Annotated in this window: 26 protein-coding genes; 14 read left to right on the top strand and 12 right to left on the bottom strand. The window is 61.7% G+C overall.

The features are described from left to right. Window positions 1–61 precede the first annotated feature (61 nt). The 7 genes from BTW08_RS02805 to BTW08_RS02775 all read right to left on the bottom strand — a co-directional run bounded on the left by BTW08_RS02805 (window position 62) and on the right by BTW08_RS02775 (window position 7,429). A complete protein-coding gene (locus tag BTW08_RS02805; RefSeq protein WP_075561002.1) occupies window positions 62–490 on the bottom strand; it encodes a hypothetical protein in 429 nt (142 codons plus the stop codon). A gap of 396 nt (window positions 491–886) precedes the next feature. After that, the gene (locus BTW08_RS02800; RefSeq protein WP_075561001.1) at window positions 887–2,056 is read right to left on the bottom strand and encodes an alpha-hydroxy acid oxidase; all 1,170 of its coding nucleotides are present in this window, start codon (window positions 2,054–2,056) and stop codon (window positions 887–889) included. Between the two features lie 49 nt (window positions 2,057–2,105). Next, window positions 2,106–3,029, bottom strand: a complete 924-nt coding sequence (locus tag BTW08_RS02795) for a dihydrodipicolinate synthase family protein (protein WP_075561000.1) — start codon at window positions 3,027–3,029, stop codon at window positions 2,106–2,108. A gap of 143 nt (window positions 3,030–3,172) precedes the next feature. Beyond that, window positions 3,173–4,294 (bottom strand): mandelate racemase/muconate lactonizing enzyme family protein, encoded by a 1,122-nt coding sequence (locus tag BTW08_RS02790; protein WP_075560999.1) that lies wholly within the window; start codon window positions 4,292–4,294, stop codon window positions 3,173–3,175. 35 nt (window positions 4,295–4,329) lie between these two features. Beyond that, complete coding sequence (locus tag BTW08_RS02785; protein ID WP_075560998.1) at window positions 4,330–5,838, bottom strand: tripartite tricarboxylate transporter permease; 1,509 nt, start codon at window positions 5,836–5,838, stop codon at window positions 4,330–4,332. Between the two features lie 83 nt (window positions 5,839–5,921). Continuing rightward, complete coding sequence (locus tag BTW08_RS02780) at window positions 5,922–6,416, bottom strand: tripartite tricarboxylate transporter TctB family protein (protein ID WP_075560997.1); 495 nt, start codon at window positions 6,414–6,416, stop codon at window positions 5,922–5,924. A 32-nt stretch (window positions 6,417–6,448) separates the two neighbouring features. Next, complete coding sequence (locus BTW08_RS02775) at window positions 6,449–7,429, bottom strand: tripartite tricarboxylate transporter substrate binding protein (RefSeq protein ID WP_083627647.1); 981 nt, start codon at window positions 7,427–7,429, stop codon at window positions 6,449–6,451. A 362-nt stretch (window positions 7,430–7,791) separates the two neighbouring features. Here BTW08_RS02775 and BTW08_RS02770 point away from each other — a divergent pair, with 362 nt between their 5' ends. Then, complete coding sequence (locus tag BTW08_RS02770; protein WP_083627646.1) at window positions 7,792–8,520, top strand: GntR family transcriptional regulator; 729 nt, start codon at window positions 7,792–7,794, stop codon at window positions 8,518–8,520. Window positions 8,521–8,548: 28 nt separating this feature from the next. On the opposite strand, the gene BTW08_RS02765 is transcribed toward BTW08_RS02770, so the two are convergent. Beyond that, window positions 8,549–10,318, bottom strand: a complete 1,770-nt coding sequence (locus BTW08_RS02765; protein ID WP_075560996.1) for an IlvD/Edd family dehydratase — start codon at window positions 10,316–10,318, stop codon at window positions 8,549–8,551. Window positions 10,319–10,531: 213 nt separating this feature from the next. Between BTW08_RS02765 and BTW08_RS02760 the strand changes: the two genes are divergently transcribed. The 12 genes from BTW08_RS02760 (at window position 10,532) to BTW08_RS02705 (ending at window position 21,696) form a co-directional block, all read left to right on the top strand. Then, a complete protein-coding gene (locus BTW08_RS02760; RefSeq protein WP_075560995.1) occupies window positions 10,532–10,972 on the top strand; it encodes a hemerythrin domain-containing protein in 441 nt (146 codons plus the stop codon). A 57-nt stretch (window positions 10,973–11,029) separates the two neighbouring features. Next, a complete protein-coding gene (locus tag BTW08_RS02755) occupies window positions 11,030–11,725 on the top strand; it encodes an SDR family oxidoreductase (RefSeq protein WP_075560994.1) in 696 nt (231 codons plus the stop codon). Window positions 11,726–11,820: 95 nt separating this feature from the next. Continuing rightward, complete coding sequence (locus tag BTW08_RS02750; protein ID WP_075560993.1) at window positions 11,821–12,411, top strand: lipocalin family protein; 591 nt, start codon at window positions 11,821–11,823, stop codon at window positions 12,409–12,411. Window positions 12,412–12,546: 135 nt separating this feature from the next. Next, window positions 12,547–13,581 (top strand): SMP-30/gluconolactonase/LRE family protein, encoded by a 1,035-nt coding sequence (locus tag BTW08_RS02745; RefSeq protein WP_075560992.1) that lies wholly within the window; start codon window positions 12,547–12,549, stop codon window positions 13,579–13,581. Window positions 13,582–13,936: 355 nt separating this feature from the next. Continuing rightward, entirely contained in the window at window positions 13,937–15,025 is a 1,089-nt protein-coding gene (locus BTW08_RS02740; RefSeq protein ID WP_075560991.1) for a succinylglutamate desuccinylase, read from the top strand. Window positions 15,026–15,298: 273 nt separating this feature from the next. After that, window positions 15,299–16,069, top strand: a complete 771-nt coding sequence (locus BTW08_RS02735) for an ATP-binding cassette domain-containing protein (protein ID WP_075560990.1) — start codon at window positions 15,299–15,301, stop codon at window positions 16,067–16,069. Window positions 16,070–16,082: 13 nt separating this feature from the next. Beyond that, window positions 16,083–16,799, top strand: coding sequence for an ABC transporter permease (locus BTW08_RS02730; RefSeq protein ID WP_075560989.1), 717 nt, complete (start codon window positions 16,083–16,085; stop codon window positions 16,797–16,799). Further along, window positions 16,787–17,518, top strand: a complete 732-nt coding sequence (locus BTW08_RS02725; protein WP_075560988.1) for an ABC transporter permease — start codon at window positions 16,787–16,789, stop codon at window positions 17,516–17,518. Before BTW08_RS02730 ends, BTW08_RS02725 begins: the two co-directional genes overlap by 13 nt. A 111-nt stretch (window positions 17,519–17,629) precedes the next feature. Then, window positions 17,630–18,457 carry a transporter substrate-binding domain-containing protein gene (locus BTW08_RS02720; protein ID WP_075560987.1) on the top strand — a complete coding sequence of 276 codons (828 nt, stop codon included), beginning with the start codon at window positions 17,630–17,632 and terminating at the stop codon, window positions 18,455–18,457. A gap of 76 nt (window positions 18,458–18,533) precedes the next feature. Then, window positions 18,534–19,664 carry a succinylglutamate desuccinylase/aspartoacylase family protein gene (locus tag BTW08_RS02715; RefSeq protein WP_075560986.1) on the top strand — a complete coding sequence of 377 codons (1,131 nt, stop codon included), beginning with the start codon at window positions 18,534–18,536 and terminating at the stop codon, window positions 19,662–19,664. Window positions 19,665–19,828: 164 nt separating this feature from the next. Then, window positions 19,829–20,599 carry a transporter substrate-binding domain-containing protein gene (locus tag BTW08_RS02710; RefSeq protein ID WP_075560985.1) on the top strand — a complete coding sequence of 257 codons (771 nt, stop codon included), beginning with the start codon at window positions 19,829–19,831 and terminating at the stop codon, window positions 20,597–20,599. Window positions 20,600–21,123: 524 nt separating this feature from the next. Continuing rightward, window positions 21,124–21,696 (top strand): hypothetical protein, encoded by a 573-nt coding sequence (locus BTW08_RS02705; RefSeq protein WP_075560984.1) that lies wholly within the window; start codon window positions 21,124–21,126, stop codon window positions 21,694–21,696. A gap of 69 nt (window positions 21,697–21,765) precedes the next feature. Here the strand turns inward: BTW08_RS02705 and BTW08_RS02700 are convergent, their stop codons facing one another. Beyond that, window positions 21,766–22,794 carry an AbrB family transcriptional regulator gene (locus BTW08_RS02700; protein ID WP_281491938.1) on the bottom strand — a complete coding sequence of 343 codons (1,029 nt, stop codon included), beginning with the start codon at window positions 22,792–22,794 and terminating at the stop codon, window positions 21,766–21,768. A gap of 265 nt (window positions 22,795–23,059) precedes the next feature. On the opposite strand from BTW08_RS02700, the gene BTW08_RS02690 reads away from it, so the two are divergent. Further along, complete coding sequence (locus tag BTW08_RS02690; RefSeq protein ID WP_075560982.1) at window positions 23,060–24,292, top strand: PQQ-dependent sugar dehydrogenase; 1,233 nt, start codon at window positions 23,060–23,062, stop codon at window positions 24,290–24,292. A gap of 21 nt (window positions 24,293–24,313) precedes the next feature. Here the strand turns inward: BTW08_RS02690 and BTW08_RS02685 are convergent, their stop codons facing one another. From BTW08_RS02685 to BTW08_RS02675, 3 genes are all read right to left on the bottom strand, one after another. Continuing rightward, window positions 24,314–24,808, bottom strand: coding sequence for a metallophosphoesterase family protein (locus BTW08_RS02685; protein WP_075560981.1), 495 nt, complete (start codon window positions 24,806–24,808; stop codon window positions 24,314–24,316). A 110-nt stretch (window positions 24,809–24,918) separates the two neighbouring features. Then, window positions 24,919–25,368, bottom strand: a complete 450-nt coding sequence (locus BTW08_RS02680; protein ID WP_139313560.1) for a hypothetical protein — start codon at window positions 25,366–25,368, stop codon at window positions 24,919–24,921. 84 nt (window positions 25,369–25,452) lie between these two features. Further along, window positions 25,453–26,634 (bottom strand): hypothetical protein, encoded by a 1,182-nt coding sequence (locus BTW08_RS02675; RefSeq protein ID WP_075560979.1) that lies wholly within the window; start codon window positions 26,632–26,634, stop codon window positions 25,453–25,455. Between the last annotated feature and the right edge of the window lie 111 nt (window positions 26,635–26,745).

The following is a 26,745-nucleotide window of genomic DNA, read 5'->3' as shown; positions in this document are numbered from 1 at the left end:
GGCATTAGCAGCCCACAGTATGGATACCGCCGTGTGAGCGACGATGAGTAAAGGATTCGATCTATTCAATGTCGAGCACCCGAACCTGATCATTCAGGCTTGATTGTTTGATATACCCGATACTGCCTGGTGTGGACGCCACGGATTCAAGCATCTCCGCCTCGTCCTCCACCTCATTGGGTGCCTGACCCGTCCCGGAAAATACCGCGCGATCCCAGGCTAATCGTAGTTGATGCGGATAAACTCCGAGAATCTTCTTCGAAAATTCTTCATGAACCGGATGATCATCGGGCAGGACAAAGACGTGTACCGCCTGTCCATCCGGCAGCGTCCTCTGACGCATCGCGAAGATGGCCCTGAGCGTTTCCAGGGGCAGAGACGACTGCTGCACGGTGCGATTGGCAATGACGATGACCGCCAGCTCGTCTCCACGACTGCTGAACGAAAAAAGCGCGAGCAGCAGCAGTCCACCGGTCAGCATCCGCCGCATGCGTCATGACTCCCCGACCCGCGTGCTTTTGTCATTGCCATTGTCAAAGACAAACCCCGATCCGAAATCGATTCAACCCAGAAAACACCGAACGACGACGCTTCAATTCATCGCGCAAGGTGGCAGATCAGGACGCCGACCGGGTCAGGAATGGAGGCAGCAACGGCTATTATCTTGCTGCGCAAACTGCAAGCGTTAACCTCCAGCAACACATCTTTTCCCGACCGCTACTTTTCCATTTACTTCCCTGCCAGGGTCCCGCAATCCAGCGCTCACCCGATATCTTTAGGCCGCTGATTTCACAGCATACTCATGTCGTTGCAGTTCGCCCACTAGTCATATTAGTCATTGATGCCTTTTGGCGACAGTCGAGGAGGCAGCGTGTCGCGAAACGAATCAGTCACGCGCTCTCCGAAGCCGACTCATATCCATTTGCCGGACTTCCGTGATACCGAGAAGGGCCATGTCCCGCGTGATCTCGTCCTGCATCAAGCGAATCGCGTGGCTGACGCCGGCCTCGCCAGCGTAGGCGGCCGCGTAATTGAAGGGGCGGCCGAAGAAGACGAAGCGAGCACCCAGCGCGAGGGCCTTCAGTACATCGGTGCCGCGTCGGAAGCCGCTATCGATCATGACGGGGAAATCGCCGACCGCATCGATCACCTCGGGAAGCATTCGTAATGGAGCAACCGTACCGTCCAGCTGCCTGCCACCATGGTTGGAGACGATGATCGCATCGGCACCTTGCGCCTTGGCCCGTCTGGCATCCTCTGGATGCAAAATGCCTTTGACGATCAGGTTACCCGGCCAGCGTTCCCGCACCAACGCGAGATAATCCCAGTCGAGGTGCGTACGGCCGGAGAAGTCGCGATTGACGTGACGAGAGATGACCGGGATACCCCGGGTCGCGTGATTATTCTCGAAATGCGGAATGCCATGGTGGCGAAGCGTTCTGTAGAACGTGCCATAGAGCCAGCGCGGCTTGACCAGGCCATCCAGCGCCAGGCGAAGACTAGGACGAATCGGCGATGAAAATCCGCTGCGCCGATTGTTGTCGGGGTTGGGGGGAACGGGATAGTCGACGGTGATGACGAGGTTGCGGAAGCCGGCTCGCTCGACACGGGTGATCAACGCTTCGATGCCCGGCCTGTCTCCCGGCAGATAGGCCTGGAACCAGTCAGTGCCCTCGGTTCCGGCCACCTCTTCCATCGGGATCAGCGACGAGCCGCTCATGATCATTGGCACATTGGCCCGAGCCGCTGCTTGCGCCAGCGCTAGATCCCCCCGATAGGCGGACAGTGCACTGATCCCCATGGGGGCGATACCGAACGGGGCAGCATAGCGTTTGCCCAGCAGTTCGGTGTCGAGCGAAATGCGGGAGACATCGGTCAGCGCCCGCGGCAGGAAATTGTAGTCGTCGAAGGCCGCACGGTTGGCAGCCAGGCTCTTGCCATCTTCCGCTGCGTTAGCGATGTATCCGTAAATCGGCCGCGGAAGATGGCGCTTACCGGCGCGCTCGAGATCCAGGAAATTACGTATGCGAGACAAGCGGCGTTGTTGGCGCGTCACGGGTGATCCTTATCGCAGGAGAGAGACATCGAGGATACGAAAGCGACGATTACCCTGCGACTCCTGGCATTCCGAAACCGCGCTGCGTCAACGCGGCCAGCAATTTGTCGCGCTGGCTGTCATCGAGCGAGACCAACGGCGGCCGCAAGCGGTCCCAGATGGAATCACCGCTGAAATGCGCGGTGGCGGCCTTGAGCGCCGGGATCATCGGCACGCTTTCGAAGATATCGCGAATCTCATTGAGTGCCTGCTGCCGCGCATCGGCGTCTTCATCCTGCCAACTGGCGCCCAACGCCGAGATCGCGCGGGGATTGACGTTGGCCGTCGCGCTGATGCAACCGGCGCCACCGGCCCGCAACGTCGGCAGCAGGAAGCGTTCGCTACCGGCATAGACCTTGAATCCTTGTGATCCGAAGGCATCGATGACGGCCTGAGTATTGGCCCAGTCGCCCGAGCTGTCCTTGATTCCCGCCACGACCTCGGGATAGCGCTTCAGCAAGCGCTCGATAAGCCCCAGGCCGATCGGAACCTGCGCCACCGGCGGAATGTGATAGAGGTAGAGACGAAGCCGCTCGTCGCCGACCCGCTCGATCACCTCGCAGTAGAACCGGAACAGCCCCTCCTCCGAGACGCCCTTGTAATAGAACGGCGGCAGCATCAGCACACCACCGACGCCCTGCGCCACGGCATGACTTGTCAGCGCCACGCTGTCGGGTATCGAGCAGCAGCCGGTTCCCGGCATCAAACGGCTCGTGTCGAGCCCCGCCGCGACCAGGTGATCGAGCAGCTCGCGGCGCTCCGGCACCGACAGCGAGTTGGCCTCGGAGTTGGTGCCGAAGATCGCTAGGCCGACGTCGTTGGCCATCAGCCAGCGGCAATGATCCACGAAGCGCGCGGCATCTGGGGAGAGATCATCGCGAAACGGCGTGATGACCGGTGACAATACGGTACCGCAGGGCGCATTCGGCGACATGGGCGCAGACCTCAAGTTGGACAAATGAAATAGACATGTGGCAGGTAGCGAGAACGGCGGGCCAAGGCCCGCCGTTGTCACTACCGATCGCCGCAGGTTGGCGGCCGATTCAGGCTATCGATTGATTCAGGTTATCGATCGATTCAGGACCACGGCTCGGCGGCATAGCGCGCCAGCGCTTCCTCGTCGAAATTGAACCCCAGCCCCGGCGTCTGCGGCAGCTGCAGTCGTCCGTCGCTGAAGGTCAGCTGCGTATCGATCAGTCTACGGAAGTTAAGCACTTGATCGTCGGCAAAGAATTCGACGAAAGGCGCATTCGGCGTCGAACCGACCAGATGCACGTGAAGATCATGGAACCAGTGCGGACAGATTTCCACGCCGTAACTCGCTGCCGTGGCCGCGATACGCCGGAATTCGGTGATCCCGCCACAGACCGCCGCATCTGTCTGCAGGATCATCGCCGCCTCCTTGTCCAGCAGCTCCTTGAAGCGCCAGCGACCGGCTTCGATCTCGCCCGTCGCCACCGGGATCGGCGTGCGCTCGGCCAGACGGCGATGGTTGTCGATGTCGTCGGGACTGAACGGCTCCTCGATCCAGTAGGGCGAATAGGGCTCGGCCATCCGCGCGAAGGCCAGGGCCGAAGGCAGATCGTGCCAGGCGTTGTTGGCATCCATCATCAACAGCACGTCAGGGCCGATCGCCTCACGAACGGCCGCCAGGCGCGCCTCTTCGCCGGCCAGATCTTCGCGCCCCACTTTCATTTTGACCGCCTTGAAGCCCTTGTCGACATAGCCAGTCATTTCCTCCGCCAGCTTGGCCGGTGTCTTGCCGTCGAGGTAATAGCCGCCGCTTGCGTAAGCCGCCACACTCTCTTCGTCGCTGGCGCCGAGGAACTTGTAAAGCGGCAGGTTGGCAGCGCGAGCATTGCGGTCCCACAGCGCCACGTCGAGGATGCTTAGCGCCCGCATCACCGAGCCGGTGCGCCCATGGAGCAAGCTTTCCTGATACATCTCCTGCCACAGGCCTTCGACGCGATGGGTGTCCTGCCCCATCAGAACCGGCTTGAGCAGATCGCGCACCGCCTGCGTCACCAGATGGCCGGCGTTATTGCCTCCATAGCAGAAGCCGATACCGCTGACGCCGTCGTCGCCGGTCACCTTGACCAGCGCGTAATCGCGCTTGAATACCTGACGATTGGAAAAGCTGGTCGGGTTGTCCAGCGCGACATTGACCGTACGCGCCTGTACATCGGTAATTCGAGTCATCGGTCATCTCTCCGGGTGATTGGCATGCCGAGGCATCAGTCGTGTTTCAGGCGACGCTTGAACGGCACGCGCAGCCAGCGAAAGAACGGTGTCGCCTGCAAGATCGACAGCAGCGCGAGGATCAGCAGAACGGTGGCAATTGGGCTCTCCAGAAACACGCCGAAGCTGTCATTGCCGATCAGCATCGACTGCTGGAAGCTGGTTTCCATCACCGGCCCCAGGATCAGACCGATCACCATCGGCGCCGGCGAGACGCCCGCCTTGCTCATCCAATAACCGAACAGACCGAAGCCCAGCATCAGTCCGACATCGAACAGGCTGTTGTTGATGGCAAACGCGCCGACGATGCAGAGCGTGAGAATCGCGCAGGCTATGAAGCCGTCGGGAATCTTGGTGACCGACACGCTCATCTTGGTGAACGCCAGCCCCACCACCAGCAGCGCGATATTGGCGAGAATCACTGCCCAGATCAGGGTATAGGTGACATCGCCGTAATCGGTGAGCAGGTTGGGACCCGGCAGAATGCCCTGCACCATCAACGCCCCCAGCAGAATCGCAGTGGAAGAGCTCCCCGGGATTCCGAGTGCGATAGTGGGAATCAGTGCGCCACCGACCACGGCATTGTTGGCGGCCTCCGGCGCGGCGACCCCGGCGATCTCTCCCTTGCCGAACCGGCTCTTGTCCTTGGCGAAGCGCTTGGCCTCGTTATAGGCAAACCAGCTGGCCGTATCGCCACCGGTACCGGGAATCAGCCCCACGATGATGCCAATGCCGCTGGAGCGCAGGATATTGGGCATCAGCTGCTTGATGGTGCTCCACCGCGGCATCAAGCGATCGGTGATGCGGCTCGCCACCTTGCCACCCTGGTGCGAATTCTCGATCAGGGTCAGCGCCTGGGGCACCGAAAACAAGCCGATCAGCGCCACCGTAAAATCGATCCCGCCGAACAGATTGATCTGATCGAACGTCATCCGTGGCGTGCCCGTCGTCAGATCCATCCCGACGGTACTGAGCAGCAGCCCCAACCCGCCGGAGAGCAGACCGCTGATGACCGAGCCCTGGGCCAGCGAGCCGATGATCGTGATGCCCAGCACGGCGATCGCGAACAGCTCGACCGGGCCGAACTCGAGCACCAGCGTGCCGAGAAGCGGCGCCGCCGTCAGCAGCGCGATGCCACTCAGCAACCCGCCGAAGAAGGAGGCGAACAGCGACACCCCCAGCGCTTCGCCGGCACGGCCCTGCTGCGAGAGCGGAAAGCCGTCGAGAACGGTGGCAGCCGCCGACGGTGTACCGGGCGTGCGCAATAGAATCGCGGCGATGGAACCGCCATAGGACGCCCCCACATAAAGCGAAGCCAGCATGCTCAGCCCGGTCGCGGGGTCGAAGCTGAATGTCAGCGGCAGCAGCAAGGCCAACGCCATCGTTGCCGACAGCCCCGGCATCGCCCCGACGAACAATCCCAGCAGCGTCCCGCCAAGGATGCAGGCTATGTTGTTGAAGCTGAGCACGTTGGTCAGCCCGATCATCACCAAAGAGGAATCCATGCGCGTCTACTCTCCTGCGCTCGATTTGAGCAAGGTGGGCCGCCGGTTGTGACGAGTGCTTACAAGCTGTCTTTGATGAGCGCTTATAAAAAGCTTGGCAGCAGTGGAATCGGCAAGCCCAGGAACTGCACGAACACCAGACAGATCATCGCGATCAGCACCGCGCCCGCGATCAACGCGAAGGTCCACTTCACCGTGCGCAGAATCGCCAGCGCCAAGGCCATGAACAGCGCCGTGGCCAGCACGTAGCCGAGTGTCGTCATCACCGCGACGTACCCCACCGCCAGCAGAAAAATGGCAGCGACTGCGGTCCAGCGCTTGGGCGCCGGCGGCACTTCGTTCGCTTCGTCCGTCGCTACGGATTGATACGCTTTAGTGCCTTCTGTCTCGCGAAAAGCCGAGGCACGGCGCTGCAGACGCAGCTCGCTGGCGACCATCGCCAACGACAGCAGCGCCACGGCCACCGAATAGATCATCGGCATCTGGGCGGCGGCTCGAGGATATTGGCTGGCATCGAAGAAGAAGACGCCGGCCACGATGATGCCGAACAGACCCAGCAGCAAACGACTGACATTCATGACGCCCTCCTCCTCGATGGTTCGTCAGCCGCTCAGCGGCCGACCTCGTCCTTGACCGATTCCCAAATGTCGCGGTAGTCGCTCTCCATCTTGTCGATCATGGCGCGGTAGTCATCGCCGGTAACGACGTCGAGATTCATGGCCCGTTTTTCCGCCTGGGCCTGGAAATCGGGATCCTTGGCCAGGGTCTGGAACGCTTCGATCAACTGCTGACGAGCCTCGTCGGGGATACCCGCCGGTGCGCTGTAACCGCGCGAGGAACCGGCCACCACGTCGACGCCCTTCTCTTTCATGGTGGGCACGTCCGGCAGGCTGGTCAGCCGCTTCTCGGCAAACACCGCCAGTGCCCTGAGATTGCCGGACTCGATCTGGCCGTAGACGTTGCCCACGTTGTTGAAGCTGGCATCGATTTTGCCGCCCATGGCCGCCGTCGCGGAGGGGCCGTCACCCTGGAACGGAACCTTCTTGAACGACAGACCCTTGGCCTGCTCGAGCAAAATGGTGGTGAAGAAATCGTCTCCCCCCACGCCGGAATTGCCAATGGTAACCGTGCCCGGGTTCTTCTCGGCGTCCTCGAGCAGGTCCTCGATGGTCTGGTAAGGACTGTCGGCATTGACCACGACGATGCCCGGGTCGGTGACCACATTGGCGATCGGGGTCAACTCGTCGGTCTTGTAGGTAATGGCGTCGTTCATGATGTAGTTGGTCATCAGCATCGGCGTATTGGTAATGCTGATGGTGCCGCCATCCTTGGGCGACTGCTTGGCCAGTCGTGTCCACGCAATGGCGCCGGTTGCGCCGGGCATGTATTCGTTGACGAAATCGACGCCGAGGATCTCGCTCAGGCGCGGCTGCACCAGTTGCGCCAGGGCGTCACTGCCGCCCCCCGGTTTGAATCCCTGCAGTACGGTGACTTCATCGCCTCCCACGTAATCGGCGGCTTGCGCCAGGGGAGACAGGCTGATGGCCACGGCGGTGATCGTCAGCCAGTGGCGAAGGGCTTTGGCGTGCATGATCGATTCCTCTCTGACGGAGTCTGGTTATCGTTATCGTGCTTATTCGTTGTCGTACCTGTCCTTGTCGTGCCGGTTCTTGTCGTGCCGGTTCTTGCCGCGACTAGAAGAACGTATTAATTTATCGATTAGATTGTCAATAATATTGACGCCAATAGAGACTAAAGCACTAACGTCCTACAAACCGGTGTTGAAAGCTGAAAAATTGGCGTTATACGGGAGATTGGCGCAGCAAAATCGATTCCGAACGTTTCGCTCGTGATTCGGGTGGAGTCATGTCGAAGCGCCACTTGCCTCACTCCAGTCGGCTGCAGACAATGGCCGACCGATCGACGGGAACTTCATCATGATGGGAAACGCTCATGCCAACGCGAGACATCGCTAAATCGACCATCCCCGCTAGCGGTCGGCGGCTCGCCGACGAGCGTGCAGAGGCGACCGCCGAATCGGTCAGCGTCGCCGATATCGTCTCGGCCATCGAAGAGGATATCGTGCTGAATCGAGTGCACCCGAAGGAGAGACTGGTCGAGGAGGACCTGATGCAGCGCTTCGCCGGCAAGCGCCATGTGGTGCGCCAGGCGCTGTTTCAGCTCGAGAACGCCGGTCTTGTAGAACGGATCAAGAATCGTGGCGCCTTCGTCAAATCCTACACACCCGAAGAGGTGGAAGGGATCTATGTCATGCGTGAGCTGCTGGAAGAGGCCGCCGCGGATCGCATCCCGATGCCGGCCCCGCCCGCGTTGATCGATGCGCTGACCGCCATCCAGTCCCAGCACAGTACGGCCGTGGAGAGCGGCGACCTGCGCGCGGTGTTCCATCACAACATCGCCTTCCATCGCACTCTGTTCGCAGCCTGCGGCAACGACTACCTTGCGGATACGGTCAATGAGTTCGCGCAGAAGGCCCACGCCATTCGTTTCATCGGTACCACCGATCGCCAGGCCATCCTGCTGGCTCGCGATGAGCACCTTGCCATGATCGACGCGCTCAAGCAGCAGGATCGCGCCGAGCTACACCGCCTCTGCTATCAGCATCTTCAGCCCTCGAAAGAGCGTTATCTGCATCTCTACCGGCTCCGGGAAGGCGGTTGATACGAATAATCGGCCTCGAGGACCGCCATCACTTCGGTACTCGACGCTGGATGTTCGGCGGGCGCAGGAAGGTGAAATCGCAGCCTTGATCCGCCTGAGTTATCTGCTCGAGAAACAGCTTTCGATACCCTCGCTCGGCGGTCAGGGCAATCGGCCGCCAGCCTTCCCGGCGCCGCGCGAGTTCTGCGTCATCGACCAGCAGCTCCAGTCGTCGTTCGCTCACGCTCAGACGAATCCTGTCACCGTTTTCGACCAGCGCCAGCGGCCCGCCCAGGGCGGCTTCGGGCGTCACGTGCAGCACGATCGACCCCGCCGCCGTGCCACTCATCCGACCATCGGAGATTCGCAGCATGTCGCGCACGCCTTGCCGGGCCAGCTTGCGCGGGATCGGCAGATAACCTGCTTCGGGCATCCCCGGTGCCCCAACGGGCCCGATCCGTTTGAGCACGAGAACGTCCTCCGCCGTCACGTCCAGCGCCGGATCGTCGATGCGCGCGGCCATGTCCTCGGCGTCTTCGAACACCACCGCACGGCCCTCGTGCTCCATCAGTCCGGCATCGGCCGCCGACTGCTTGATGATCGCGCCATCGGGCGCCAGGTTGCCGCGAACGAAGGCGATCCCGCCGGCCGGATAGAGCGGCGAGTCGAAGCGATGCACCACCTGCTGTTCGAAAGCCGGCACGGCATCGATCTCTTCTCCCAGCGTGCGCCCGGTCACGGTCATGGCGTCGAGATGCAACAGCGGTTTCAGTTCGCGCAGCACGGTCGGCAACCCGCCAGCACGATGCAGATCCTCCATATAGTGCTGACCCGACGGTTTGAGATCGACCAGCACCGGCGTCTCGCGGCTCATCCGATCGAAAGCCGCCAGGTCGATATCGATACCCATGCGTCCGGCGATAGCGGTCAGGTGAATAATCCCGTTGGTCGAGCCGCCGATCGCCAGCAGCACCCGCAGCGCATTCTCGAACGCCTTCTCGGTCAGAATCTTGTCCGGCGTCACACGGGCTCGCGCGTTGATCACGGCCTGTCGACCGGTCGCCTCTGCGACGCGCATGCGATCCGCGGTCACCGCCGGCGGCGAGGCGCTGCCCGGCAAGGCGATGCCCAGCGCTTCGCTGATACACGCCATGGTGCTTGCCGTCCCCATAACCGAGCAGGTGCCGACACTGCCAACCAGTTTGGCGTTGACCTCTTCGATCTCCTGATCGTCGATCTCCTGGCCGCGATACATGCCCCAGTAGCGGCGACAGTCGGTACACGCGCCCACACGGACGCCACGGTGGCCGCTGGTGAGCATGGCGCCGGTCACCAGCTCGAGCATGGGGAGATTGGCCGAAGCGGCGCCCATCAACTGGGCGGGCACCGTCTTGTCGCAGCCACCGATCAGCACCACCGAGTCCATCGGCTGGGCGCGGATCATCTCCTCGGTATCCATCGACATCAGGTTGCGCAGGTACATGCTGGTAGGCGTGGAAAAGCTCTCCGCGATCGAGATGGTCGGAAATTCGATCGGCAGCCCCCCCTCCAACATCACCCCGCGTTTCACTGCCTCGATCAGTTGCGGCATGTTGCCATGACAGGGATTGTAGCCGCTGCCGGTGTTGGCGATGCCGACGATAGTACGGTTGAGCGCATCGTCGCTGTAACCCGCCCCCTTGATGAACGCCTTGCGCAGGAAGAGCGAAAACCCGGCGTCGCCGTAGTTCACCAGGCCCTGATTGAGCCCGGTCTGTCGCTCGTCAGCCGGCTTGTCGTGCTGATTGCCGTGTTGCTCGTTGTTAGGCTCGTCTGCCATGGCATCCTCGTCGTCAATATTATTGATAATATTATTGACGTAAGTAAACACAATTGGAGAGCCATGGACATCCGACTTAAGCCGTACTGCCCTTGCGACAGGATAGTGATGAAGGATTTAGCAGCCGCTGTTCATATCACCTAACCTTATCTGTGGCAGCGGCCCTGACCCGTTGCCGACACCCGCCAGGACCGCGATACAAGGATGAAGAAGATGACGCTTTTTGAAGACCTGCGTGCAAGTCACGACAAGCAGCGCCGCCTGCTGGACCTTCTGGTCAAGACCCACGGCGACAGCGAAGGCCGTGACGAGCTGTTCAAGCGTGTGCGCGCCGAACTCGAAAATCACGCCGTCGCGGAAGAGCGTGCGCTGTACATCCCGATGATGGAGCACGACATGACGCAGGAGAAGGCGCGTCACAGCGTTGCCGAGCATCACGAGATCGACGAGCTGATCGAGACGCTAGAAGAGACCGAGTACGACTCTCCCGGCTGGCTGGCCAGTGCCAAGAAGCTTCAAGATCTGGTCAATCATCACCTCGATGAAGAAGAGCAGGAAGTCTTCCAGCTGGCAGGACGCGCCCTGAGCGACTCGGAAAAGGTCTCCCTGGCCAAGACCTATCGGCACGAGATGGAAGCTCGGGAAGCCAGTTGATGAACTTACCGCCCCTCTCGGGGCGGTCGTTATTGCTCACGACGAAAGGAATCGACGATGTCCCATGACAAGGTCATTTTGATCACGGGCGCTTCGAGCGGCATTGGCGCGGCAACCGCAAAGCTCGCGGTCGAGGCGGGCTACCGCGTTGCCCTGGCCGCTCGCAACACGGACAAGCTCGACGCTCTGGTGGCTTCCCTCGGCGAAAATCGCGCGCTGGCGCTCAGTTGCGACGTGACCTCCGCCGAGGACCAGCACCGGGTCGTGGCGCAGACTCTCTCCCGTTTCGGGCGTCTCGACGGGCTTTTTGCCAACGCCGGCATGGGCGGAACGCCCGGCGGTTTCAGCGGCGCCGATGCCGAGGTTTGGAAATCGATGATCCTGACTAACGTCTACGGCGTCGGTATTTCTATCCAGGCCGCGCTGCCGGCGCTGCGCGAGAGCCACGGCCACGTGCTGCTGACAGGCTCGGCCGCCGGGCGCACCACCATCGCGGGCTCGATGTACAGCGCCACCAAATGGGCGGTCACCGGTATCGGCCACAATCTCAGAGAAGAGCTGCGCGGCTCGGGGATTCGCGTCACGCTGATCGAACCCGGCATGGTAGACACGCCGTTTTTCGATTCGCCGCCCGAACAGGCGCTCGAAGAGCAGGATATTGCCAACGCCGTGATCTACGCCTTGAGCCAACCGGAACGGGTCGATGTCAACGAGATTCTGATTCGGCCGACACCGCCGCGTGACGATGCATGACGACACGTACGCCTGATAAGTTGCCGAATGGGTAGTGAATGCAACTTTTTCTCATCGCGGAAGTCTCAGCAACAGCCGTAAAAGGAAAGATATTCATGCTGTTGCCGACCAAACTCCCGCGTTATCCCCGTCTGACCTGGCTCGCGCCGTTCACGTTATTGGCCGGTTGCACGGGCGTTCCCGAGGGAACGCAGCCCGTCAGCGACTTCCAGATCGATCAGTATCTGGGCCAATGGTACGAGATCGCCCGTCTCGACCACGGTTTCGAGGAAGGGCTCGAGTGCGTCACGGCGGAGTACAGCCGCCGTGACGACGGCGACATTCGCGTGATCAACCGTGGCTACGATCCGGTCGAACAGCGCTGGGAAAGCGCAGAAGGCCGCGCCAGCTTCGCCGGAGACCCCAATGTCGGCCATCTCAAGGTGAGCTTCTTCGGTCCTTTCTACGCCGGCTACAGCGTGCTGTCGCTGGATGACAGTTATCGGCATGCGCTCGTCGCGGGGCCGGATCGAGACTACCTGTGGATACTGTCACGTGATCCGACGTTGGACGAACCCACGTATGCGGCTCTGATCTCCCAGGCCCGCGAACTCGAGTTCCCTGTCAATGAACTGGTTCAAGTCTCCCAGGATCCGGACGATTGCCAGCGATCCGGTAATCTTGGAGAGGTTTCCGGCCGAACCTGAAGTCGATAGCCGCAAAGAATGTCTCTGCGGCCCGGCCCCGATGCTCATGCTTTGGTCGACGTTCAAGGCTCCTATCTCGCACTCCCTGACAGGCGTTCTATAGTGTAAACAGCACCCTGAGCCTGGAGCCGCCCAATGACTCTCGATCGTCGACAGCTACTGCGCAACTCTGCCTTGATCGGCGCCTCCGTCGCCTTTTCGCCCAGCCTGCTGGCCCAGACGGCAACCGAGCCTCCCGCTCGCTATCCGGACGAGGCGTGGCAGGTGCTGGATGATCGCTTCAAACCCTACTATGTCTTCAATACGCCGCTCGAGCGCCACTGGTCGGAGGGGCTGTGGCTGGAAGGACCTGCCTGGAACGCCGTCGGGCGATACGCCGTGTTCAGCGATATTCCCCGCGCTCGGCAGATGCGCTGGGACGAGATGACCGGTCAGGTCAGCGTGCTGCGCGAAGGCATCGGACACTCCAACGGCAACGCCTTCGACCATCATGGCCGTCTGGTCGCCTGCGAGCATTCACCGGCGCGGGTCGTACGCTACGAGTGGGATGGCACCACCACTGTTCTCGCCAGTCGCTTTCAGGGCAAACCATTGAATGCCCCCAACGACCTGGTGATCCTGCCCAACGACGGCGTGATCTTCACCGATCCCGGCTACGGCGCCCATGTCGATTATGAAGGCGAGAAGCGCCCGCTGGAGGTCAAGCCGGCGATCTACTACGTCGACGACACGCTGGAAGCGCCGAAGCTGCTTTCCGACGAACTAGGCAAGCCCAACGGCATCGCACTGTCCGGCGACAAGCGTCGGCTCTACGTCAGCGATACCGCGCCTTCCCATTTTCCGGATCGGCCGGCCACGGTGTCACGCTGGGCGCTCTCCCAGGACGGCCAGTCACTCAGCAACCGCGAAACCGTGGTGTCGAGCCAGGACAGCGAAACCTACGACGGCATCACCCTGGATCAGGACGACAACCTATGGGCGGCGACATCCGGCGGCGAGGGTCATGACGGCGTCTCGATCTTTGCGCCGAACGGGGACCGCATCGGCCGCATCCTGCTGCCGGAGGTGTGCGCCAACCTGTGTTTCGTCGGCGAGCATCGCAACCGGCTGCTGATGACCGCCAGCCGTTCGATCTACACCCTCTATACCGGAACTCGCGGGCTTGCTTGAAGCCTGACGGACACCTGAGCGTGTCGTGCATGACGCTGGCAAGCCCGCGAGACGCGCGGGCCTGTCGGATCAAACACCGCAAGACGCCTTTCCGTAGCGGGAGACAAGAACGAAGACTTCACAGCCGACAATGTCGAGAACCGGGCTTTCATCACTCGGGTTTCATCACCTGGGTTTCAAGATCGGACCGCTTTTTTTCAGCGTATCGACGAGGCAGCTTGCCGGAGACCGCGATCGGGGTAAGCTGGCTGCTCCTTGATAGCAGCCGAAAACTGGCGAGAGTCTACCGTGTCGAACTCACCGTTCTCCTTGTCCTCGTTCGTCATTCGAGCGTTTCCGACGCTGCGAGCCCACCATGCTGGATAAGTGGCTCACGGCGACACTGGACGACGCGCCGGTCTCAAGCGATGACCCGTCGAGCCCCTCCTTTCGGAAGAATTCGGACGAGGGTCGTCTAACCGGCGGGCGTTATCGGATCCACGGCGAGGGCATCCTCGAACTGACGCCGGACGTCGTTGCCGCAGACGCGCGTAGCGTGGTGATCTCCGCCGGTATTCATGGCAACGAGACCGCCCCCATCGAGCTGGTCGGCGAGCTGCTCGCGGCGCTCGAGATCGGACGCCTCAAGCTGGGCGCGCCGCTGCTGATCATCCTCGGCAACATCCCTTCGATCCGCGCGCAGAGCCGTTTCGTCACCACCAACCTCAACCGTCTGTTCCGGCAGGATTGTGATCAAACGGGAGATCAGACGGGCGATCAGACAGGCGATGAGCCGGAACGAGCGCGCGAGCTGATGCGGGCGGTCGACGATTTCTTTGCAAGACATCCCGATCACCGCCTGCATCTCGACATGCACACCGCCATTCGTGACAGCCGTTATCCGCGCTTTGCCGTCGTTCCCTTTACGGAAACGGTGCCCCGTGTCGAGAAACCGCCCCAGACGCGGTCAGAGATACAGCCTTCGTCGAGTTGGCAATCGCTGGCGGCCGCGGGTATGCAGGCCGTATTGTTCCAGCATCAACACAGCTGGACCTTCTCCCACTATTCGCGCCATTACCATGCGGCCGAAGCCTATACTCTCGAGCTGGGCAAGGTGCGGCCTTTCGGTGACAACGATCTCGACGCCTTGAACGGCATGCGAATGTGGCTCGCCGTCCTCGCCGAAGGGCGTCCGTCCACAGCGGGGAAGCTGGATGATCTCCGCTTCTTCCAGGTCGCTCACGAACTGATGCGCACGAGCGACACCTTCCGCCTCGCCTTTGCCGACGACGTCGCCAACTTCACCGAGTTTGCCGTCGGCGAAACGCTCGCCGACGACCAAGATAGCGGGCCCTTCATCGTGCAGGACGCACCGCTCTCGGTGGTCTTCCCCAATGCAAACGTCGAGCTGAATGCGCGGGCGGCACTGCTGGTCCGGCCATGCCCGCCGCCAGACCCGCACTAGCGATTCACGACATTTCCAACAACGACAACACGCTCAGGAGTTTCTCAACATGAACAATAAGTTACCGTCCGATTACCGCGCATCCGTCCCGCCACGCTGCCGCTCGAATCCGGCGTTGTCTGGAACCTAACGGCGAAACTGCTAGAATCGCCGGATTTTTCGCCGGGGAGTCGGCGTCGCCAGCATCATCGAAAGATGGCACCCTCGACAGCAAGACGGGCCATCAGACGCCGCGCCGCTTCCCGCCAGCCAACCCACTCGGTGGACAACATCATGGCCGCGACCCCCATCCCCCTGGAAGCACAGGGCATCAAGAAGCGCTTCGGCGACGTCGAGGTACTCAAGGGGATCTCTCTCCAGGCTCACAAGGGCGACGTCATCACGATGATCGGCGCGTCCGGCTCCGGGAAGAGCACCTTTCTTCGCTGCATGAATCTGCTGGAGCAGCCCGACGAAGGTGAATTGATCGTCCACAACGAAAAGATCAACTTTCGTACCACCAAGAAGGGCCGTGAACCGACAGACTGGAAGCAGGTAGAACGAATCCGCGCCAAGCTCTCGATGGTATTCCAGAACTTCAATCTCTGGTCGCACATGACGCTGCTCGAGAACGTCATCGAAGCGCCGGTCCACGTGCTCGGCAAGCCCAGGAAACAGGCGATCGAAGAGGCCCGAGCCCTGCTCGATCGCGTCGGCCTGCTCGATCGCGCCGACTACTTTCCGACCCAGATGTCCGGCGGCCAGCAGCAGCGCGGCGCGATCGCTCGGGCGCTGGCGATGGATCCGGAAGTGATGCTGTTCGACGAACCGACCTCCGCACTCGACCCGGAGCTGGTCGGCGATGTGCTCAAGGTCATGCGCGATCTCGCCGACGAGGGCCGCACCATGATTCTGGTCACCCACGAGATTGCCTTTGCCCGCGACGTCTCCAGTCAGGTGATCTACCTGCATCAGGGCGTGGTGGAAGAGACCGGCACGCCGGCCGATGTTCTCGACAACCCGCGCTCCGAGCGCCTGCGCCAATTCCTGGCGCCCAAGCACTGAGGCGGATTCCATCATGATCGACCTGCAAGGCTACGGCCCGCGCTTGCTCGAGGGGGCTCTGGTCACCGTCGAACTGGCGGTGCTATCGCTGATACTGGCAGTCATCCTGGGGCTGTTGACTGCCAGCGCCAAGCTGTCGCGCAATCGACTGATCCACGCGCTCGGCACGCTCTACACCACGCTGGTGCGTGGCGTGCCGGATCTGGTGCTGATGATGTTGCTGTTCTACGGCGGCCAGATCGGCATCAACATGCTCACCGACCAGCTCTACTACGCCTTCGATATCGATATCTTCATCAACGTCAACGCCTTCGTCGCGGGCGTGATCACCATCGGGCTGATTTTCGGGGCCTACATGGGCGAGACCTTCCGCGGCGCCTTTCAGGCGGTCGAAGAGGGGCAGATGGAAGCCGCACGCGCCTACGGCATGAGCCCCCTGCTCGCTTTTCGGCACGTTCGTTTCCCGCTGATGATGCGCCATGCGCTGCCGGGGATCGGCAATAACTGGATGGTATTGCTCAAGACCACCGCACTGGTCTCGATCATCGGCCTGACCGACATGGTCCGTGTCGCTGCCGAAGCGACCAAGGCGACCCACGAACCGTTCATGTTCATGATTCCGGTCGCGATGGTCTATCTGCTGATCGCCACGCTTTCCGAGTGGGGCTTCGCCAGGTTGACCAAGCGCTACAACACAGGCTTCGGGGAGTCCAGCGAATGGAACAATTGAGCGGCTGGTTCACCGAACTGCTATCCGGCAACCTGATCTTCACGGCCAATACGCTGAGTTTCTACTGGGACGGCCTGGTCACCACCGTGCAGTTGGTCTTTCTGTGCCTGCTGCTGGGTCTCGTCCTGGCGGTACCGCTGGCCATCGGCCGGGGTTCGAAACGCCGCTGGATCAAGCTGCCGATCTACGCCTACACCTATGTCTTTCGTGGCACGCCGCTGCTGATCCAGCTCTACCTGGTGTACTACGGCGTCGTCTTCTTCGACGGCATTCAGGACAGCATCTTCTGGGTGGTGTTCAAGCAGGCGTTCTTCCCGGCGCTGATCGCGTTCACCCTCAACACGGCGGCCTACACCACCGAGATTTTCCACGGCGCGATCAAGAATACCGCCAAGGGCGAGATCGAGGCGGCCCGCGCCTACGGCATGTCGCGCAAGCTGATGATGCGACGCATCATCCTGCCCAGCGCCTTCCGGCGCGCCCTGCCGGCCTACGGCAATGAAGTGATCTTCATGCTCCATGCCAGCGCGGTAGCAAGCGTAGTCACGATCATGGACCTGACCGGCGCGGCCTACTACGTCTACGCTCGCTTCTACGCGCCGTTCGATGCTTTCATCTTCGTCGCGCTGATCTATCTCTGCCTGACCTTCAGTATCATGTTCGTGTTCCGCAGGCTGGAAAATAGACTGCTGGCGCATCTGCGCCCGCTTGGGGGCTGACCGCGAACGACTGATCTTCAAAGGAGTCGCCGCCCGACGCTCTGCCATTCGTCCCAAGTCACTGATCGAAAGTCACTGATCAAAGTCACCAATCACAAGAGAGAATTCCTCATGAACAAGTGGATCACCAGCGTGCTGATCGTCGGCGGCCTTTTCGCCGGCCAGGTCTCGAGCCAGGCCGTTGCCCAGGACGGCGATACACATGACGCCATTCGTCTGGGTATCGACGTGCCTTACGAGCCCTTCGTCATGCGCGATGCCGACGGCCAGCTCGAAGGCTTCGAAATCGATCTCGGCAACGAGCTCTGCGCCCGCGCCAACCTCGACTGCAGTTGGGTCGAGCAGAGTTGGGACGGCATCATCCCCGGCCTGCTGGCGCGCAAGTACGACGCCATTCTATCGTCGATGGCGATCACGCCGGAGCGCGAACGCCAGGTGATGTTCTCGCTGCCCTACTACAACACGCCGAGCGTCTGGATCACCGCTCGCGATCGCGATATCGACATCGACGACAAGGATTCCCTCAAGGGTCTCTCCGTCGGCGTGCAGCGCGGCACCATCCGCGACGTCTACGTCACCCAGGAGTATGGCGACGTGCTCGACATCCATCGTTACGGCTCCTCGCAGGACGTGGTCAACGACCTCAAGTCCGGCCGCCTCGATCTGACCTTCGAAGACTTCCCGATCGCCAACGACGCCATCGACTTCCGTAAAGACGACAGCCCCTACAAGCAGCTCGGCGACAGCATCAAGACGCCGACGTCGATCTTCGGCAAAGGCGCGGCCATGGCGTTCCGCCAGCGCGACAAGGATCTGGCGGCGAAGTTCGACAAGGCGATCTGTGAAGTCTATGCCGACGGCACTTTCGACAAGCTGATGGAACAGTACTTCGACTACGACCTGTCGGTGCGTCCGAGCGAGAAGGACTGCGCCAAGTAAATCGCCATCATCCGCCCGGCACGCAGGCCGTCATGCCAGCGGCCGGGCTTTTCGATCTTCGAGCCGAGGAAGCGTCGTGGAACATCAGAAGCATGCCTTGATCAGCCCGGTGCCCGGCACCGAGCGCCATATCGACAGCTTTCATTTCGGCCCTGCGGATGCCGAGCGACACATCTACGTGCAGGGCGCGCTGCATGCCGACGAACTGCCCGGCATGTTGGTCGCCTGGACCCTGAAGCAGCGTCTGGCCGAACTCGAAACCCTGGGCCAGCTGGCCTGCCGGGTGACACTGGTACCGGTCGCCAATCCGGTGGGGCTGGATCAGCAGCTGATGGATACACCGCTCGGCCGCTACGATTTCGAGAGTCTCACCAACTTCAATCGCCGCTACATCAACGTCGCCGCCGAGATCGCCGAGGGGCTGGACGCGGCGCTGAACGACGATATCGCCCACAATCGTGACGTGATTCGTGACCGCTTCGACGCCGCATTGGGCGCAGCGCTTACCGAAACCGGGTCGCTCACCACGCTGGAGTCGATGCGGCTGACTCTGCAGCGCCTGGCCTGTCGCGCCGATTTCGTGCTCGATCTGCACTGCGATTTCGACGCCGTGGAGCATCTTTACACCACCCCGGCAGCGTGGCCGGTGTTCGAACCGCTGGCACGCTACTTCGGCTCCAAGGCCAGCATGCTCGCCACCGATTCCGGCGGGCAGTCGTTCGACGAGTGCTTCACGCTGGTATGGGAACAGCTGCAGCAGACCTTCGGCGAGCGTTTCCCGATCGATTACGGCTGCCAGTCGGTGACGCTGGAGCTGCGCGGCCAGCGCGACGTCGATCATCAGCTTGCCGATCACGATGCCCAGGCGATCATCGATTGGCTGCGACATCTGGGCCTGGTGGCCGGCGAGGCACCGCCGTTGCCCGAACTGGCCTATCCCGCCACCGAACTGACAGCGATGGATTTCCTGCACGCCCCGATCGGTGGCCTGCTGGTGTTTCATGCCAAGCCGGGGGCTGCGGTCGAAGCCGGGCAGCTGATCGCCGAGATCATCGATCCGATCAGCGATCGCGTCGAGCCGGTCCACGCGCCGCAGGCCGGCATGTTCTACGCGCGCAGCCAGCGTCGCATGGCTACCGCCGGGATGATCGTCGCCGATATCGCCGGCCATCAGAGTCACCGCAGCGGCTACCTGCTGGCGCCGTGAACCAGGCGTTGACTGGTATGATATTCAACCGTGTAAGCTTTCGTTATGCTGCGGTTGTCGTCCACTGGATATCGCGGGCCTTCCTCCATCGGGATAGCCGCGAACGAACCGGGGGCCAAGTCGCAATCCACAACAACACACGCATCCCAACAGAGAAGCGATCCATGAAAAAACTGCTGACTACCAGCCTGCTCGGCGCCGCGCTGATCGCGGGTGTCGCCCAGGCTCAGGATACCGAACAGCTGCGTATCGGTGTCGATGTGCCCTACGAGCCGATGGAATATCGCACCCCGGATGGCGAGCTGACCGGTTTCGATATCGAACTCGGCAACGCCATGTGCAAACAGATCAAGGCCGATTGCGAGTGGGTCGTGCAAGCGTGGGACGGCATCATCCCGGGGCTGCTGGCACGCAAGTACGACGCCATCATGTCCTCGATGACGATCAACGACGAGCGTCGCCAGACGGTGCTGTTCTCCGATCCGTACATCAAGCCGCCCTCCGCATGGTTCGCCGCCGCCGACAGCGGTATCGATTCGGTCTATCCCGAAACGTTGAAAGGCAAGACCATCGGCGTCCAGCGCGGCACGCTGCAGGACAACTACGTGACCGACATGTACGGCGACGATGCCAACATCAGCCGCTACACCACTGCCGATGATCTGGTGCTGGACATGGACGCCGGACGCGTCGATATCGCCTTCCTCGACTTTCCGGTCGGCAAGTCCACGCTGCTGGACAGCAAGGACGGCGACTACGTCAGCGTCGGCGACATGATCAGCGAGCCGGAGAAATATTTCGGCGAAGGTTTCGGGATGGCTTTCCGGCCGCGCGACAAGGAGCTCGCCCAGCGTTTCGACGATGCTCTGGCCACGCTGAAGGACAACGGCACCTACGACAAGATCTACGACAAGTACTTCAAGACCCAGCAGTAAATGCTGCCGGTTTGAGAGCAAGCGCTTCAAGACCCGGCAGTAACCGCCTCCAGGGTTCGCTCTCATTCGCCCTGGAGGCTTCGGAGTTTCAAAGTTTTACAGCTTCGATGTTCTGTCGTTCTGATGTCTCGAAACCCCGATCCCCGGATCGGGGTTTTGCGTTTCAGGGCCGCTACGGGTCTTCAACATTGTGGCAAACGCGTCCTCGAAGAGGGCGATATCGGTGCCAACCGCGCGGCTCGCGGGCATTTCCTGATGCCGACGGCCCCGAGAACGAAGAACAGAGCGACGTTAATGTCGGCGATGGAGACACCGCCAAACGAGGCAAGAATTCGCACTACCTGTCTCTGTCGACCGCTACGTAAGACAGCAATTGTTTACCGTTCTGAGGTGGAGAGCCGATCTGGCGATCCGTATTCTGCAGGCAACGCTCAGCCGGTCGGCAACAGAAGACGCTTTTCAAGGCATCGTATAAAAAGACGAATTGCCCGCAGAGGCTATCGCGTCACGTCGCAGGGGGACTCATGGAACAATGGCTCAATCCAACACCGGAAGCGATAGCGCTGGGCCTGAGCCTGTGTTCGCTCGCCATGGTCTATCGATATCTTTCCCGCACCCTAGTGCTCGCTACCCTCGTTATCTGGTCGACGCAGTGGATCGAGTGGCCGTCTACCGCGACAAGTATCATTACGACGGTCATTGCTCTGGCGGTCACGCTCGCCACGCTATTGGCCGTCTTCACCATGGTGCTTGAGCAGCGTCTGCCGGCCTGGCTCGCCACCTCGATGCCGCCCGGCGGCCGCGGTGCGGAAGTTGCCGTTCAGGTAGCCGCGCATCCGGTCAGTGGCAAACTTCAGATATTCCATCTTTCGCGCTGGTTCGAAGCCGTCTTGATCGATCCGGCCAACCCTCCCCTGCGCGACGGCGAGACAGTCTATCTGATCCGCTGGGAAGCCCGTCGGGCCTGGGTCAGCCGAGTCCGCAGCCATACCCCGACACCGCCTGTCCAGAAGCGCTGGCAGTGGCAGCTGCGGCATAGCGAGGTGGCGCCTGCAGCACCATGGGCCTGGCGGCCGGAACCGAAAAGCCTTACCTGAAGCCCCCGTTCAAGACATGACTTCGAGCCAACGTCGGCGCCTGCCCCCGAAACGCGTCTGGCGTCAGATCTAGGCCGGTGACGGCCGCGCAAAACGGGCAACCAGCCGCGCCATGCCCGGCCCGACCAGAACGACGGTAAATAACCTCAGGGTCTGCAATGCCACCACCAGGCCCACGTCGGCATGGGTATCGATGGCAATGATCGTCATCGAGTCGAGACCGCCCGGGCTGGTGCCCAGATAGGCGGTAATGAACTGGGTGTGCATCAATAGCGTCATCAGCCAGGCTGACAGCGCGCACAGCGCAATCAGCACCAGCGAGGCGAAGATCATCTTGCCGAGGGCGCGCGCGATGTTGTGCACGGTCTCGCGATCGAAGCGCAAGCCGACATAGGTGCCGATGATGCCATACGCCACCTCGAGCAGCGGCTGCGGCAGCACGATGGTGATCACACCGGTCAGGTGGAGGACGCTCCCCAACACCACGGGGCCCAGCAACGCACCGGCCGGCAGTCGCCGATCGAAGATCCACACGCCGATGACAACGACCCCGAGCGTCGCCGCAAAGCTTCCCAGCGCCCCCAGGCTGGCCGGCAGATTGGCAGCATGGCCGCCGCCACTGTTATCCGTCACCCCGAGATAGTGGCTGACCAGCGCTCCCACCAGCACGACGCAGACCACCCGCACGTACTGCATTGCCGCCACGATCCGCGGATCCGCATCGCTCTCTTCCGCCATCGCCACCATCGCGGCAGCCGCGCCAGGCGTCGTGCCCCAGGCAGCGGTCGAGCCCGGCAGCCCGCCATAGCGCACCAGCCCGATGCCCACGATCAGGCTCAGCAGCAGCGTGATGGCGGTCGCGATCAGCATCACCGGCCATGAATCGAGAATCTTGAACAGCACCGACATCGTCAGCGTCTGCGCAATCAACACGCCGATGACGCCCTGACTGAGCTTGAAGCCGATGCGCGGCAGTTTCAGGCCGCCGATCATCACGCCGTAGGTGATCGACACCGCCATGGGGCCGATGAATCCGCCAGCCGGCATGTGTACCGCATTGAGCAGACGGTTAGCGATTACACACCCGATGACGAGCAACAGCCAACGGACCCACGTCGGAGGAGACAGGCGAGGTGGATGCGAGCGAGGCGCAGGAGAATCAGCGGGCAAGGTCGAACTCCGGTAAAAGGCTAATGGTATCAAGTTCGAACGATTTCGGGCAGCGTTTGTCGACAATCCTCGCATCCATTATTGGGCTATCGATACCGGCTCGTTGAAGATCAGCCCCCGTTACGTCGCTCCCGTGGAAGGCTGCTACAGTCAGAGAGCAACGCGATGCCATCCCCACCCCGTGGAGACCGACATGCTACGTAACCTCCTGACCTCATCCAGTGCTGCCTTGCTGTTATCGCTGAGTGGCGAATCGTTCGCCCAGGCGCCGGTCCAGAGCGGCCTGCCCAATGCACCGGATCAAACTCCGGCGTTCGACGGACAGACTCGCGCTCCCGCACTCGAGGACGATATCGACCTGTCGATGAAGACGATCGCCAAGGGCCTCGAACATCCTTGGGGGCTGGCCTTTGTCGACAACGACATGGCGCTGGTGACCGAACGAGCCGGGCGCCTGCGCGCCGTCGACCTGCAGGCCGGTACGCTTTCTCCGCCCATCGAGGGCCTGCCGGAGATCGACACCCGCGGCCAGGGCGGTCTGTTCGACGTGAGCCTCGACCCCGACTTTGCCAGCAACCGTCGAATCTACTTCAGCTACGCCGAACCCAGAGGCGACGGCGAAAATGGCACCAGCGTCGCTCGCGGCGTCCTCAGCCAGGACCACAGCCGGCTGACCGATGTCGAAGTGATCTTTCGTCAGACCCCGGCGTGGGACTCCACCAAGCATTTTGGCTCTGCCCTGGCATGGGACGACCAAGGCCGGCTCTACGTGACGCTGGGGGAGCGCTCTTTGCCAGAGCCGCGTCAACTGGCCCAGGATCTGGATACGCATCTGGGCAAGGTGGTGCGGATCGACGCGGACGGTTCGATTCCCGATGACAACCCGTTTGCCGATGGCCACAACGCAGGTACCGAAAGAGACGGGCTGGCCGAGATCTGGTCTTACGGTCATCGCAACGTCCAGGGGGCGGCGTGGGAATCGAACAGCGGCAAGCTATGGACGATCGAACACGGCCCCAAGGGAGGCGACGAACTCAACGTCCCTCAGGCCGGCAAGAACTACGGCTGGCCGGTGATCACCTACGGCGAGGATTACAGCGGCGCACCGATCGGCGATGGGCTGACCGCCAAGGAAGGGATGGAGCAACCGATCTACTACTGGGATCCGGTCATCGCCCCGGGCGACATGACCTTTTATCGGGGAGAGCGCTTTCCCGACTGGCAAGACAATCTGATCATCGCCTCGCTATCTCCCGGCGGTCTGGTCCGGCTGACGCTCGACGGTGAACGGGTGACCGGCGAGCAGCGCCTGGCATCGTCTCTCGGTCGGGTCCGCGACGTGGCGGAGAGTGCCGACGGCGCGCTGTGGGTGCTGACCGATTCCCGTGACGGTGCGCTGATCCGGATCACACCCGAGAACGAGTGAGGTGAAGCGAAAGATCCCGGCTCAAAGCGGCAGATGAATGACGGCGCTCCGGATACCGTCGGCATCGATCCATAACTTGCCCAGCGTGATCGGCAAGCGAAAGCGCCGCTTGCCCGCCGCGCCGGGATTGAACCACAGCTGCCGACCGGCGTCGGTGTCGCGCCACTCATTACGCGGCTTGTGTGAATGCCCATGGAGAATGGCCTCACAGTTAATCCCGGCATCGATATCCGAGATATCGTGCACCAGCTGCAGCGCTCTGCCGTTGATCACGAGCCGGCGATGCGAAGGCAAGGCCGCGCATTCGCCCTCGCGATCGATGTTGCCTCTGACGGCGAGCACCGGAGCGAGTTCGGACAGACGCTCGAGAATGGCGGGATCGCCGACGTCGCCGAGATGAATCAGCATAGGGCAGCCCGTCAGCAGCGTCAGTGCCTCGTCGCGCAGCAGGCCGTGAGTGTCCGAGATGACGCCGACAGGGGCGTCGATCTCGAATGTTTCCGTAAGTGCCGTCATGTCATGCACGCTCCCGAACCGTTTCCGGCTGTCGATGGCGCGAACCCAACGGAAAACGGCCCCATTGGGGCCGCTTTCACAGGGGCGTCTTCTTTATGCAAGACTCGGCTTCAGGCACCGCCCGGGTTGGATTTGACCTTGGAGGTTTTTTCCATGCTCTCGTAGCTCAAGTTGCCCTGAGCATCGACCTGGCAGGTCAGGTTGTACTTGGCGTTACCCTCGCCGAGCAGATCGACCAGCAACTCGAAGGTATCGCCCTTCTCCAATTCGCTGGCCTTGTAATCCTTGGCGTTGGAGTCATAGATGGAATTGCCGTCGAACTCCTTGCCGTCGTCATCCTTCTGCACAGCGAGATCCCGGCATTCTCTGGCCAGTTTGGGAGCACCCTTCTCCTGAACGTCTGTCTCGTGGGCATTTTCCTGCGCGTTGGTCTGATCGCCCGACTGCTTGTCCAAGGTCGGTTCATCACTCGTCTTGTCCTGAGCCATCGCTCCACCTGAGGCCAGCATCACGCTCAGTGCCAGGCCCATACCGGCGTTGATTATCCATTTAGACGACATTTGCACCTCTCCCTGTTGTGCCATTTGCCCTCGCAGTATAGGAGAGGGCTGAATCGCTGCACGAAAATCGCTTTGGCGTAACGCTCAGCCCCACAGCCGACGGCTGGCAATGGCCGCACCGTCACTCAGCGCCTTGAGCTTGGCCCAGGCGACGTCCTGGGCGACGAACTCGTAGCTGGCGAAGGTGCCGAAGCCACAGTCGGTGCCCGCGATGACACGCTCGCGATCACCGATGGCATCGACCGAGGCGCAGATTCGGTTGGCGACGACTTCGGGGTGTTCCAGATAGTTGGTGGTGACGTCGATCACGCCGGGTATCAGCAGCATGTGATCAGGCAACGGATGCGTCTTGAATGAGACGGTCTCGTGCTCGTGACGCGGATTGCCCAGCGGAATGCTCAACGCACCGACCTTGGCGCGGTAGAGGATCGGCAGCAGATCGGCCACGGGCACGTCGTCCTGATGCGGGCCCTGCCAGTTGCCCCAGCAGACGTGCAGACGCACCTTTTCGGCGGGAATGTTCTCGAGTGCCAGATTGATCGCCTCGACATGCAGCTCGACCCGTTCGAGAAACGTGCCAAGGTCGGCGTCGCCGAACATGATGACCCGCTCCATGGCCAGATCCGGCGCGTCGAGCTGGAGGATATGGCCGGCCGCCACGATCGCTTCGTACTCCTGCTTCATCTCCCGCGCCACGGCCAGCACGTAGTCGCGGTCGGTCGGGTAATCGGGGTTATTCTCGGCACGCAGCATGGTGGTGGTCACGACACCGGGAGAAGCCGCCGTCATGAAGGTCTCCAGCGGTGCCCGTCCCTGGGTGAGCGCCGTGGAAAAGGACGCGAGCTCGGCCTTCACCCCCGAAAGCGTCGGATCGTACTGCACCGCACGCTGGGCCAGCGGCGTGTTCCAGACCTTGGCCAGATCCTCGGAAACACCGATCTGGCGCGCCATGTGTGCGGCATAGCCGGGGAAGCGCTGAATATCCAGCGTCGGCTTGCGCCGTCCTTCGCCACCGAAGCCGGTCATGCGCTCGGTGACGTAGGTCGAGAACCCCACCCGCGGCGCTTCGCCGTTGTTAATGCTGTCGAGCCCGGCATCCAGCTGCGCGGCGATGACGCCATTCAGACAGTCGGCGACTTCGCGATCGAATACCGCGGTGTCGACCGTCTTGCCCTGCTCACGCATGACCAGCATTTTCGACAGCTCGAGGCTTCGCGGCAGGCTGCCGGTATGGGTGGTAATGATGCGATCGCGGCTGGTCTTCATAGTGTTCCCTCGGTGAATCGGATGGGCGGTGGTTGGCGCACTCATTGGCGCTAGTGTCTGATCCGGCTGCGGCGAGGCAGCGTAAAACGATGCCGCCAAGGATACCCAAGC

This window comes from Salinicola sp. MH3R3-1, assembly GCF_001937155.1.
GTDB lineage: Bacteria > Pseudomonadota > Gammaproteobacteria > Pseudomonadales > Halomonadaceae > Salinicola > Salinicola halophyticus.
The sequence above is the reverse complement of the archived record's forward strand: the minus strand, read 5'-3'. Positions and strand labels throughout refer to the sequence as shown.